This is a genomic window from Erwinia sp. ErVv1 (assembly GCF_900068895.1).
GTDB lineage: Bacteria > Pseudomonadota > Gammaproteobacteria > Enterobacterales > Enterobacteriaceae > Erwinia.
Genome location: NZ_CDPK01000013.1, coordinates 91,581 through 104,045, shown reverse-complemented (window position 1 = coordinate 104,045; position 12,465 = coordinate 91,581). Strand labels below are relative to the sequence as shown.

Annotated in this window: 9 protein-coding genes; 6 read left to right on the top strand and 3 right to left on the bottom strand. The window is 53.7% G+C overall.

Translation table 11 applies throughout. The features are described 5' to 3' along the window. The coding region (locus tag A1830_RS23445) for a hypothetical protein (RefSeq protein ID WP_231877656.1) at positions 1-237 on the bottom strand (237 nt) is incomplete at its 3' end. Positions 238-257: 20 nt separating this feature from the next. Between A1830_RS23445 and A1830_RS16860 the strand changes: the two genes are divergently transcribed. The 6 genes from A1830_RS16860 (at position 258) to A1830_RS16835 (ending at position 10,325) form a co-directional block, all read left to right on the top strand. After that, positions 258-4,229 (top strand): Ig-like domain-containing protein, encoded by a 3,972-nt coding sequence (locus tag A1830_RS16860; protein ID WP_067708967.1) that lies wholly within the window; start codon positions 258-260, stop codon positions 4,227-4,229. An 88-nt stretch (positions 4,230-4,317) separates the two neighbouring features. Continuing rightward, on the top strand, positions 4,318-5,349 hold the full coding sequence (locus A1830_RS16855; protein WP_156485028.1) for a hypothetical protein: 1,032 nt from the start codon (positions 4,318-4,320) through the stop codon (positions 5,347-5,349). A 282-nt stretch (positions 5,350-5,631) separates the two neighbouring features. Further along, complete coding sequence (locus A1830_RS16850) at positions 5,632-6,843, top strand: DUF3440 domain-containing protein (protein ID WP_067708964.1); 1,212 nt, start codon at positions 5,632-5,634, stop codon at positions 6,841-6,843. Further along, positions 6,840-7,460 (top strand): ParB N-terminal domain-containing protein, encoded by a 621-nt coding sequence (locus tag A1830_RS16845; protein WP_067708960.1) that lies wholly within the window; start codon positions 6,840-6,842, stop codon positions 7,458-7,460. The genes A1830_RS16850 and A1830_RS16845 overlap by 4 nt, the downstream gene beginning before the upstream one ends. 325 nt (positions 7,461-7,785) lie before the next feature. After that, positions 7,786-9,672 carry a phospholipase effector Tle1 domain-containing protein gene (locus A1830_RS16840; RefSeq protein WP_067708958.1) on the top strand — a complete coding sequence of 629 codons (1,887 nt, stop codon included), beginning with the start codon at positions 7,786-7,788 and terminating at the stop codon, positions 9,670-9,672. Continuing rightward, positions 9,663-10,325: a DUF2931 family protein gene (locus tag A1830_RS16835; RefSeq protein ID WP_067708956.1), complete on the top strand. Its 663-nt coding sequence runs from the start codon at positions 9,663-9,665 to the stop codon at positions 10,323-10,325. Before A1830_RS16840 ends, A1830_RS16835 begins: the two co-directional genes overlap by 10 nt. Before the next feature lie 167 nt (positions 10,326-10,492). Here the strand turns inward: A1830_RS16835 and A1830_RS16830 are convergent, their stop codons facing one another. Together A1830_RS16830 and A1830_RS16825 are read right to left on the bottom strand one after the other, a co-directional pair. Beyond that, positions 10,493-12,214, bottom strand: coding sequence for a penicillin-binding transpeptidase domain-containing protein (locus A1830_RS16830; protein WP_067708952.1), 1,722 nt, complete (start codon positions 12,212-12,214; stop codon positions 10,493-10,495). A gap of 39 nt (positions 12,215-12,253) precedes the next feature. Beyond that, complete coding sequence (locus A1830_RS16825; RefSeq protein ID WP_067708950.1) at positions 12,254-12,436, bottom strand: hypothetical protein; 183 nt, start codon at positions 12,434-12,436, stop codon at positions 12,254-12,256. Positions 12,437-12,465: the final 29 nt, after the last annotated feature.

The following is a 12,465-nucleotide window of genomic DNA, read 5'->3' as shown; positions in this document are numbered from 1 at the left end:
AGCGCTGCCAGCGTCACCACCGCGAAGGACGGCACTGCCACCTTTACCGCCACCAGCACCACGGCGGCCGCTTACAGCATCAGCGCCGGGCTGGGGGAATCGTCCAAAAATGCAACCGTGACCTTTATCGGCGATGTCACGACCGCTCAGGTCAGCGCCCTGACGGTGACCACCGATAACGTGGTCGCCAACGGCACGGCCCAGGCCGCCCTGCGCGTCACCGTGCAGGACCAGCACGGTAACCCGCNACCGATAACGTGGTCGCCAACGGCACGGCCCAGGCCGCCCTGCGCGTCACCGTGCAGGACCAGCACGGTAACCCGCTGGCCGGTCAGAAGGTCACCCTCAGCGCCAAAGATAACGGCATCACGCTCAGCGCTGCCAGCGTCACCACCGCGAAGGACGGCACTGCCACCTTTACCGCCACCAGCACCACGGCGGCCGCTTACAGCATCAGCGCCGGGCTGGATAAATCGTCCAAAAACGCCACGGTGACCTTTATTGCCGATGCCAGCACCGCTCAGGTCAGCGACCTGACGGTCACCACCGATAACGTGGCCGCCAACGGCACGGCCAAAGCCACCCTGCGCGTCACCGTGCAGGATGAGCACGGTAACCCACTGGCTGGTCAGAAAGTCACCCTCAGCGCCAAAGACAACGGCATCACCCTGAGCGCTGCCAGCATCACCACCGCGAAGGATGGCACCGCTACCTTTACCGCCACCAGCACCACCGCGGCTGCCTACAGCATCAGCGCGACCCTCGGTAAATCGTCTAAAACCACGACGGTGACCTTTGTCGCCGATGCCACTACCGCTCAGGTCAGCGCCCTGACCGTCACCACCGATAACGTGCTGGCTAACGGTAAGGCCAAAGCTGAACTGCGCGTCACCGTTCGGGACCAGCANCAGGTCAGCGCCCTGACCGTCACCACCGATAACGTGCTGGCTAACGGTAAGGCCAAAGCTGAACTGCGCGTCACCGTTCGGGACCAGCACGGCAACCCGCTGGACGGTCAGAAAGTCACCCTCAGCGGCGAAGATAAAGGCATCACCCTGAGCGCTGCCAGCGTCACCACCGCGAAGGACGGTACCGCCACCTTTACCGCCACCAGCATGCTTGCGGTGGCTCAGGAGGTCAGCGCAACCCTCGGCAAATCGTCCCGCAGCACGATGGTGACTTTTATTGCCGATGCCAGTACCGCGCGGGTTAGCGCCCTGACGGTTACCACCGATAACGTGGTCGCTAATGGCGAGGCGCCAGCTGACCTGCGTGTCACAGTTCAGGATGAGCATGGTAATCCACTGGCCGATCAGAAGGTGACCCTCACTCACGATCAGGGTTTGACGCTTAGTGCAGATACCGTCACTACCGCGAAGGACGGGACCGCTAGCTTTACCGCTACCAGCACCATCGCGACCATTTACAGCGTCGGTGCCATCCTCGGTAAATCGTCCAAAAATGCCACGGTGACCTTTATCGCCGATGCCAGCACCGCCCGGGTCAGCGCCCTGACGGTCATCACCGATAATGCGCTGGCCAACGGCACGGCCAGAGCGCAGCTCAGCGTCACCGTACAGGACAAATACAGCAATCCGCTGGCGGATCAGACGGTGGCCCTCACCGCCGGTATAGGCGCGACGCTTCGCGCTGGTGACGTGGTGCTCAATACCGACACCGTCACCACCGCTAAGGATGGCACCGCCACCTTTACCGCGACCAGCTCCACCGCGGCCGCTTATGAGGTCAGAGCCACCCTCGGGAAATCGTTCCGCAACGCCAGGGTAACCTTTATTGCCGATGCCACGACCGCCCAGGTGAGCGGCCTGACGGTCACCACCGATAACGTGCTGGCCGATGGCACGGCGAAGGCCGCGCTTAGCGTCACCATTAAGGATAAAACCGGTAACCTGGTGCCGAATCAAAAAGTAACACTTACTACCAAAGACAAAAGCCTCACGCTCAGCACTGACACCGTTATCACCGGTAAGGACGGCACCGCCACCTTTACCGCCACCAGCACGCTTGCTGTGGCCCAGGAGGTCAGCGCCACCCTCGGTAAATCGTCCCGTAGCACGATGGTGACCTTTATCGCCGACGCCACGACAGCCCAGGTCAGTGCCCTGACGGTCACCACCGATAACGTGGTCGCCAACGGAACGGCCCAGGCCGCCCTGCGCGTCACCGTAGAGGACCAGCACGGCAACCCGCTGTCCGGTCAGAAGGTCACCCTCAGCGCTAAAGATAACGGCATCACGCTCAGCGCTGCCGGCGTCACCACCGCGAAGGACGGGACCGCCACCTTTACCGCGACCAGCACGATTGCAGCGGCCCTGGAGATCAGCGCAACCCTCGGTAAATCGTCCAAAACCGCCACGGTGACCTATACCGGCGATGCCAGTACCGCCCAGGTCAGCGACCTGACGGTCATCACCGATAACGCGGTCGCCAACGGTAAGGACAAAGCCGTCGTGCGCGTCACCGTACAGGACCAGCACGGTAACCCACTGGCCGATCAGACGGTGGCCCTTACCGCCGATAAAGGCATGGTGCTCAGCGCGCCCGCCGTCACCACCGCGAAGGACGGGACTGCCACCTTTACCACCACCAGCACGTTTGCTGTGGCCCATCAGGTCAGCGCGACCCTCGGTAAATCGTCCAAAACCGCGACGGTGACCTTTATCGCCGATGCCAGCACCGCCCAGGTCAGCGCCCTGACGGTCACCACCGATAACGTGCTGGCGAACGGCACGGCCAAAGCCGCCCTGCGCGTCACCGTACAGGACGAGCACGGCAACCTGCTGGCCAGTCAGAAGGTGGCCCTCAGCGCCGAAAATAACGGCGTCAAGCTCAGCACGGCCAGCGTCACCACCGCTAAAGATGGTACCGCCACCTTTACCGCCACCAGCACCATCGCTGCCGCGTATAAGGTCAGAGCGGCTCTCGGTGAATCATTCGGCGAGGCCACGGTAACCTTTATCCCTGATGCCAGCACCGCCCAGGTCAGTGCCCTGACGGTCACCACCGATAACGTGCTGGCCGACGGCAAGGCAATGGGCGGACTGCTGGTCACCGTAGAAGATAAAAACGGTAACCGACTGGCCGGGCAGGAGGTGACCCTCAGCACCGAAGATAAAGGCGTCACCCTCAGCGCTGCCACAGTCACCACCGAGAAGGACGGTACCGTCGCCTTTACCGCCACCAGCACCACCGCAGCTATTTACTCTGTCAAAGCGACGCTCGGTAAATCGTCCCGCAGCACGACGGTGACCTTTATTGCCGACGCCAGTACTGCCCGGGTTAGCGCCCTGACGGTCACCGCCGATAGCGTGCTGGCCGACGGCAAAGCAACGGCCGCGCTGATGGTCACCGTAGCGGATAAAAACGGCAACCTGCTGGCGGATCAGACGGTGACCCTTGCCGCCGATAAAAGCCTGGCGCTCAGCGCGCCCGCCGTCACCACGGGTAAGGACGGCACCGTTACGTTTACTGCTACCAGCACCCTTGCAGCAGGGCAGAAGGTCAGCGCCACGCTGGGCGAATCCTCCGTTGATGCAGTGGTAACCTTTATCGCAGACAGCAATACCGCGCAGATCGGCTCACTTGTGGTCACCGGCGATAATGCCGTGGCAAACGACAAAGCCACCGACACCCTGGTGGTGACCGTGCGGGATGCCCATGGCAACCCGGTGGGGGGCCAGGCTGTCACTCTCTCCTCTGACAGCAAAGTGACACTTCAGCGCGCCCGTGAGACGGACACCAGGTTGAAGGTTGGCCTTATCGTCTATACCGACGAAGAGGGTAAGGCTCCCTTTAACGCCACCAGTACTAGCGCAGGAACCTGGGACGTGACCGCCACACTGGGTAAATCAGTTGCCCAGGCCAAAGTGACGTTTATTGCCGGCGAGATAAGTAACAAGTCCTCCTTCTACAGCGAAGTTCCTGTGACGGTCGGGGATGGCAATGGCACTATCAGCCTGGTTCTAAAAGCCTTTGATATCTACAACAACAGGGTTACCGGGAAAAAGATCGTATTCAAGTCGAAGGATATGAACAACATTACGTTTAGCGACGTCTCTGAAAAGGAGGGTGTCTACACCGTTCAGATTGCGTCAGCTAAACCCGGCCGCGATGTCATTTCAGTCTGGCTGGATGGCGTCGCATTTGGAGAGATCAATCCCGTGAATATTGGTTTTTACCGCGCTGATTTTGTTATGAATATCAATTAATGATTTTTTGAACGCATAACAACCACGGGTAACGGTAAATTAATTAATGTCGATCCCCGAGAGGGGGTCGACAAAGGGGAGTAGAATTGTGCGTATGAAAATAGTAAACCCGGTCACGATGGCAGTATTTTTTTTAGCCACTTTCAGCATTCAACATGCACAGGCTCTAAGCTGTAAACTTAACAGCAACTCGCTTATCACTGAGCCCGTCGAACTCAATAATTTAATCTTTCTTTCTGGAACGAAGAATGGGGAAAAAGTCTGGGAATCACAGGTATTTACCCGCGATATAAGCTGCACCAGTAAAATAAATGAAAATGTATATGTTTACCCTTACCCTAAAAGAGGAAAAGAGACCTTACCAAAAGGTGTAAAAATGGGCTTAATTTTTAACGGTAAAGATCTGGGGACATTTGACCTAAGCAGTACGCCGGCAGAGGGAAAGATAGATACCAACTGGACAATTAATAAAAATACCGCTCATACAACGATGTCTTTCCAGGCCTATCTCAAAAAAGAAGGAGATATTGACACCTCTATGGTTTCTATGGGTGTTACGCTTTTCCAACTTGATGGGGTGAAAGGATTGAATGGCACACCAGACTCAAACTACAACCTTAATATTAGAGGATGGGAAAAAGCCGGCACGCTAACCTGTAAAAAAGAGCTCAAAAGCACCAGTTTCACGCTCGGTAAAATTGATACCCTGAAAGCCATGAATCATGCAACACAGCTGAATAATGGAACGGCACGCATCGAAGCTGTTTGTTCCAGTACGTCGAGCAATATTGTTAATGCGGCTAAAACATTACAGGGTACAATCAAATTAACAGGAAGCAGTGCCAAAAATGACGATCGGGCGTTTGCCTCACAGTTGGATACGGCAAACTTGTTGATTTCCCTGAATGGAACTGCCGTTACGCCTGGCAAAGAAATCCCTTTTACTGTTCCTCTTAGTGCGGGAAAAGGTAGCGTCGTGCTTCCTTTAACGTACACTCCGGAGATTGCTAAAATTCCACAAGCGCCCGGTGAACCTGAATGGCTTTTCAAAGAGAGTGATGAGGCGGCTAAGATTACAGTAGATTTCTCGTTTAACCCCACTATTGTAACCTCTCAATAACACCATTCGACCCTCGCGTCAAAACGGCTCGGTGCCATATTTAATTTAGCTAAGCGTAACGTGCTTAGCTAACGTATTATTTCGATAACGCCCTAAATAAGAGCATTAAAGCGTTACTGATAATCAAAGGTAATTATTCACACCACTCTTTATATGCATGGCCATTTTTGTCTATACGTCACCAACGCATTCTGATATAACAGCCTGGTTGTTACCATCATCCATTTGGTTACACCTCACCACAGAATGAATAAATCTTGATTAATCGGTTCATCAGGGAACATGATGAAAAAAATACCATTAGGGAAGAGCGTTTTTAACGCCACAGAGGAAAGAATACACTGGGTATTTAATACCTTTCCCTCAGTATGCCTCTCTTTTTCAGGAGGTAAGGGTTCATCAGTATTATTACACCTTACAGCCGATATTGCCCGGCGCCTGAAGCGAAAGTTCACGGTTCTTTTCATTGATTGGGAAGTCCAGTATTCGGACACCATCGCACATGTTTCCAGCATGAAAACATGCTATTCCGACGTTATAGAAAAGTTTTATTGGGTAGCGCTGCCAATGACAGCCCTGAATAGCACTTCTCAACATCAGCCGCTATGGCTACCCTGGGATAAAACTGTCGAATGGGTCAGGTGCCCTCCCCAGGATGCCATTACTGATGAGAAATTCTTTCCCTTTTATTATTATGGAATGGATTGCGAAGAGTTCGTGGCAAAGTTCGGAAAATGGTTTGCAAATAATGCCTCCGCGGCCATATTGGATGGCAACCGTACCGAAGACTCGCTTAACTGCTACAGAACTATCACCTCGGGCAGGAAAATGCGGTTCATGGATGATAAACCGTGGACAACAGCTTCAAAATTCGGTTTCTGCTATTACGCCTATCCCATATATGACTGGAAAATAAAGGATATTTGGCTCTATTACATCAGGGAGAACAAACCTTTCAATACTGTTTATGAGCATATGTATAAGGCAGGTATTTCACCGAAAAACATGCACATTTCCGAGCCTTATGCAGGCGCTCAGCGGCAAAACCTGTGGCTATTCGCGGTTGTGGATGCCACCACCTGGGGTAAAGCCAGCAAACGAGTAAAAGGTGCCAGCACTGGGGCATTATATGGCAGAAAACGCTCGCCATTTTATGCGCAAAAAGATTTTGCAAAGCCCACCAATCTGAGCTGGAAGGAGTTTGCATTACTGCTGATCAAAACGCTTCCTCCTACTACCGCTGAGCACTATCGCAACAAAATATTCCTTTACCTTAGCGGGTACCAAAAAAGAGGCTTTCCCAATAGCATCCCTGAAGAACAGGAATACGATCTTGGGCTGAAGGATATCCCCTCATGGAAAAGAATCTGTAGCTGTATTTTAAAAAACGACTACTGGTGTCGCACTCTGTCATTCAGCCCGACCAAAATGTCAACTTACACCACATACAGCAAACGGATTAAAGCGAAAAGAGACAACTGGAGGTTGTTATGAATATTGAAAAAATCACTTTTCTTATCAATAAATATTTCGCCAACATCTCATTTGAAGACCGGATTCATAGCTTAAATGAGATCAGGAAAACGCTATCACAACATAGTCCTTTTCAGCACCATCCGATCGACTCTGTAGAATGGGTTAAAATGAGCGATATTGAATTAAATAACTACAACCCTAATAAGATTTCTCCTTATGAATTCACCCTCCTTCGCGTTAGCCTGCTACGTAATGGCTATACTCAGCCGGTAATCGTACATGAGGAAAATAATAAATATATCGTTATTGATGGTGAACATCGTTTCAGGCTGGGGATGGAAACGCCTGAACTCCAGCAATCGCTTCACGGCTATATCCCCGTTGCTAAAATCAGTAACGTTCATTTGCAGGACAGAATGGCAGCCACTATCCGACACAATCGTGCTCGCGGGTTGAACTCGGTCCAGGGAATGACAGAAATCGTCGTTAGCCTGAGCAATAAAGGGTGGGATGATGAAAAGATTTCCAGTGAACTGGGCATGGAACAGGATGAAATACTACGACTGAAACAGCTCTCAGGACTGGAAGAATTATTCAGGAATGAGGAATATACCGAAGCATGGACCATCACTTAACGGCCAGGGTTAGATCCGTAAGGTGAATCTGCTTATTGTACTGGATAGGCGTATTCGTTTGACGAACAAGAGCCTCATACGTGTCTTCCATCAGGGGCCGAATTGATGGCGATTCCTACCCTCAGAATTCATCAGGCGGGTTTAAGCGATTTTTTAGTGTGTAAGAGGAACTCTTACTTTCTATGAATTGCACCTCCGAAACGCGCCGAGGGCGTCTGACGCGGTGTAGCAAATGAACGGATGTTATGTTTAATCGGCCGCTATTCATCCGCCCGTCTGATTAAGGTATCATCCCTAAAATAACCCTTAAGGAAAAGGTGGTTTTATGTGGCGGGAAGAACTGGATGATATTGGCCTCGGGCATCACGGAGACAGAACGACAACGGGCGCGATTTGCTATGCCAGTATGCAGGACACCTACTGGTTCGGGATGCCCGCCTTATTGCGCCAGGGCGACCGGGTAGGCCCCTGCCCGGCCTGCGGCAAGCCCGGAAAAATTGCTGAAGGGAATCCCCGAATGAGTTATGGCGGGCTTCCTGTCGCGTTTCATAAGGCACTGATTATTTGTGGTTGCCCGCGCGGTTCGAACCGGCTAACCGCCCGCGTCGGGGACTGGCTCGGCCCTGGAAAGCCGCCGCACCCTTATGAACCGGCGCATATTGTGCTGGCGCAAATGAACGCTGAGACAAATGCCGAACCTGAGCAGCACGCGCAGGTGGCAAAGAAAAAGAAAAGTGAAATAACGCTGACCATCGGGGTATTTTTCGATGGCACCGGCAACAATGCCAATAATAGCGGCGACCGTCAGGCCGTCTGTACCGCTGAGCATTTTGGGATGAACGACGCGGAGTCAGAGTCTGCATTAGGGCAGTGCATCCGGCTGAGCCGGGGATTTAGCGGCACCGCCGCCGGGAGTTATCTCGGCTATTACACCAACGTGCACTGGCTTAATACGCTGTATAACCCGGAAATAAGACCCGATACGGGAGCCGGTCAGTACGCCATTTATATTGAGGGGATCGGTACGGAAGACGGAGCGGGCGACAGCAGTTACGGGATGGCAACCGGCCGGGGAGACACCGGCGTGGTAAGGAAAACCGATAAGGCCGTTGCGGCACTCTCTGCCGGTATTCAGGGATATTTTAGCAGACATGCCGATGCCCGTTCCTGCGTCATCAAAGAACTGCAGTTTGATATTTTCGGGTTCAGTCGGGGTGCGGCGGCGGCGCGGCACTTTGCCAACCGCGTATTCAGTCAGGACAGCGCTATCATTGCGGCTATTAAAGCCGGACTGGAGGGCGTTGAGTTCTCAGGTACCCCAGGCGGTAAAACCCGTTTTCTGGGGATATTTGATACTGTAGCGGCCATCGGCAGCCCGGTGAACGGCCTTAATCCGCACAGCGCCGATACCGGTGAGGTGGATCTCGTGCTGCGTCCGGGCGTTGCGGAGAAGGTTTTTCATATCACCGCACAGCACGAATGCCGGTTTAACTTCGCGCTGAACAGCGTAAAACCTGCCTGGCCGGAGCTGGCCCTGCCCGGTGCGCACTCCGACATTGGCGGAGGCTACAATCCCGACGAGCACGAAGCCTATTTTCTGACCCGCCCTCAGTTTGAAACCGTCCCTCTTTCCACGTCAGATACGAAAACGCGGATTTATCAGCAGGCGGGTGAGCAGATCCGGATGATGGATAGCTGGCCGGCGATAGCCCCGCTGTTGCAGGCGGTGGAGATCAATATCGACACCTGGCACGATGCACGGATGCCCGCCGACCGTTACGGTACGCTACAAAAACGCAGCGGCGCGGCCGCGGTTATTGACCGTCCGACGCGTAACGACTGGTCAAAGGTGGTGCTGCGGGTCATGCTCGATGCGGCGCAGGATGCGGGCGTGGTATTTGATCCTATTCGGGAGACAAATGCAGAATTAAGACTTCGTTCAGAACTCAGTAGTCTGTGTGAAAAAGCAATCGTTATGGGGCGTGCCGCCCGTGGCGGTCAGCCAGTGACCGGCTTTACTACCCCGGAAATCGAGATGCTGGCGGGGCAGTACCTTCATTGCTCAGCCAACTGGAACGGTGTGGTCAGAGACGGTCTGGGAATGGTCACTGGGGCGGTCAAACCGGCGAAGCTGGTGACCTTTACCAACCGGCCTGACGAGCGCTGGCAGCGAACAGTTTACGATATGGACGGACATAAAATATGGAAATAATCCGCAAGGTGGGACTTTTTTCGGTGCTGATTCTGACAGCCTGTCACAGTGTGGGCGGGAACCGTTCCACAGCCGCTAAAAACGATACCCCAAAAGAGTGGACCTTTGATTTTTTCACGCCTAAAGCGCTGCCCGCGCTGGTAACGTTCGCCGTTGTTCAGGACGCTGATGGTACGATTTATCGCTTTAACACGCTGAACCGAACGTCTGATCTAACCGGTGTTATCGGCGAGTGGAATGACAGGGATCGTGTTGCCGGAGGGCACTGGAATCACGTTAAACGTCCTCCCCGGCATATTATTTTTTGCTGGGACTCGGTGATCGATAAAAAGGTGTATGAGACCCACCTGACGATCCCTAAACCCGTTCTGGAAAAAATGCTCAGGCCAAGCGTGACCAGGAATTATCAGGGGAATATAGCGTATTACGACAGAGTGCAAATCGGGCTGGCCCCGGAAGGAAAGATAGCCGTCTGGCTACAGGGTATAAATTTTGAGCCTAATTATCGCGTCACGCCGTCAGTTCTGTATACGTTATCCGGCGATAAATTAGATATCTGCAAAGGTATAACCAGGAGCGATTTTTCTTATGGATATGACAAAGACATAAAGGAGTTTATTAAAGGGAAAAAATACCCTTACGGTCGCTGGTAACGAGAACAATTTCTGAAAATAAAAAAGGATCTGTCTGAGATCCTTTTTTTCTGGGCATAGTCTTCTGCGCAAAAAGGAAAGAACCTCCCCAGGCGGGTTGATTCTTCCCGTTAGAAGTCTGGGACCTCTTCTGGCTAACCAGGTATTTAGTCGCCAGGCGCAGAACCTTAACCACTATGCGTAGAGTAAAGGGCATCCGGTGCCACGTTCATATGCTTGAGTACCGGCCCGATAATATTGCCGAATACCGGGGCAGCAACCGACCCACCAAAGTGATCGCCCGCTGTTGGGTGGTTGATCATAATCACCAGCGCCACCTGGGGGTTGCTGGCCGGTGCCACGCCCGCCGTGTAGTTAATGTAGCCGCCGTCATATTTGCCGCTGGCCCCCATTTTCTCTGCCGTACCGGTTTTGATTGCCAGACGATAGCCCGGCACGGCGGCACGTACCCCGCTTCCGCCCGGCAGCGCATCACTCTCCATCATATGCACTACCGAACGCACCGTATCCTCGTCGGCCACGCGCGTACCCATTACCGGCGGCGTTACTTTAGTGATGGAAAGAGGCCGGTAGATACCAAAGGATCCGAGCGTGGCGTACTCACGGGCGATCTGTAACGGCGTGACGCGCAGGCCGTAGCCGAATGAAAAGGTTGCCCGTTCAATATCCGCCCAGCGTTCGCGGTGCCGTGGGAAATAGCCCACGCTCTCCCCGGTCAGCCCCAGATCCGTTGGTTTCCCCAGCCCAAAGGAGCTGAAGGTGTTAACCAGCACTTCAGCAGGCATTGCCAGAGCAATATGGGATACGCCGATATCACTCGATTTCTGCAGGATGCCGGTCATGGTAAGACGCGGCCAGTGCCCCACGTCACGTATCAGGTGACCGTTAACGCGATAAGGCGTGGTATCCAGCACCGAATCGGGCCTGACCAGCTTACGTATCAGCCCTTCCATCACCACCAGCGGCTTAACGGTCGAGCCGGGTTCATAACTGTCATTGATGGCGGTATTGCGCATCTGGTTAGGTGACACATCGACAAAATTATTGGGGTTGAATGACGGATAGGAGGCCATCCCGAGGATTTCACCGGTGTCCACTTTGATTAGCACCGCCGCCCCGGAATCCGCCTTATTAAGCAGCACGCCGTCGCGAAGACGCGTATAGAGCGTGTACTGATCGAATTTATCAATGCTGAGCTGAACCGTTGGTGGCTGGCGGGGTGGCTCATAGTTGATCATCGCCACGATATTGCCGTGGGCGTCCTGACGATATTTCTCGCTGCCCGCCGTCCCCTGGAGCACTTTATTAAAGCCTTTTTCCAGTCCGGTCAGCCCGCTGTTGTCCGCGCCAACAATGCCAAGCAGCGGGGCAGTGGCATCGCTCATAGGATAAAAACGGCTGTCGTTATAGACGGTAGAGATGCCGGTCAGATGCAGTTTCGCGATGTCCCGGGCAATACCCAGCTCAATTTTATGCCCCAGATAAAGAAAGCGCCGGTTGGGATTGGCATTAATCTGCTGGGCTATCTGTTCTGGCCGCTGACCGAGCGCGTTGGAGAGATATTCCCATTTGGCGCTGGTGAAATCGGGATGCGCTTCCAGCACGCGCTGCGGGTCGGCAATGATATCGCGCGAAGGCACGCTAAGCGCCAGCGCCTCGCCGTTACGATCCAGCAGCGTCCCCCGGTTGGTGGGGATAGCAACGGTACGCAGCGAGCGTTCATCCGCCTGCTTTTCCAGCATCGGATGATTAATGAGCTGCAAATCACCGACCCACGCCAGCAGCAGCACCAGGCAGCCAAGCACGCCAAGGCAAATTATACGAAAGCGAAGAGGATGAAACGGCGTTTTGGCCAGGTCTTTAGCCAGTGTTTTTTTTATGCGGGACATGAATTATCTGCTGATTTCTGCTGGGCAACTGGCTGGGAGTTATACAAAAAATGCAGGGGAGATAACAGGGAAACTGTGTTTCAGATCGTGATTGGCGCGAAAAAAAACCTGCGCATCTGCGCAGGTTGGTGAAAGAAAAGCATGAGAACTTTGATGTTCACCCATCAATACCTCTGGGATATAAACTGTACCAAGCTGGCCGCGCCCGCCGCCAGCCAGCATTCGCAACAGTTACCCGCAAAATGTAACCA

What these genes read in the sequence shown, in the direction of transcription:
- A1830_RS16850 (WP_067708964.1), top strand. Translation starts at nt 5,632, where the DNA reads ATGATGAAAAAAATACCATTAGGGAAGAGCGTTTTTAACGCCACAGAG.
- A1830_RS16845 (WP_067708960.1), top strand. Translation starts at nt 6,840, where the DNA reads ATGAATATTGAAAAAATCACTTTTCTTATCAATAAATATTTCGCCAAC.
- A1830_RS16840 (WP_067708958.1), top strand. Translation starts at nt 7,786, where the DNA reads ATGTGGCGGGAAGAACTGGATGATATTGGCCTCGGGCATCACGGAGAC.
- A1830_RS16835 (WP_067708956.1), top strand. Translation starts at nt 9,663, where the DNA reads ATGGAAATAATCCGCAAGGTGGGACTTTTTTCGGTGCTGATTCTGACA.
- A1830_RS16830 (WP_067708952.1), bottom strand. Translation starts at nt 12,214, where the DNA reads ATGTCCCGCATAAAAAAAACACTGGCTAAAGACCTGGCCAAAACGCCG.
- A1830_RS16825 (WP_067708950.1), bottom strand. Translation starts at nt 12,436, where the DNA reads ATGCTGGCTGGCGGCGGGCGCGGCCAGCTTGGTACAGTTTATATCCCA.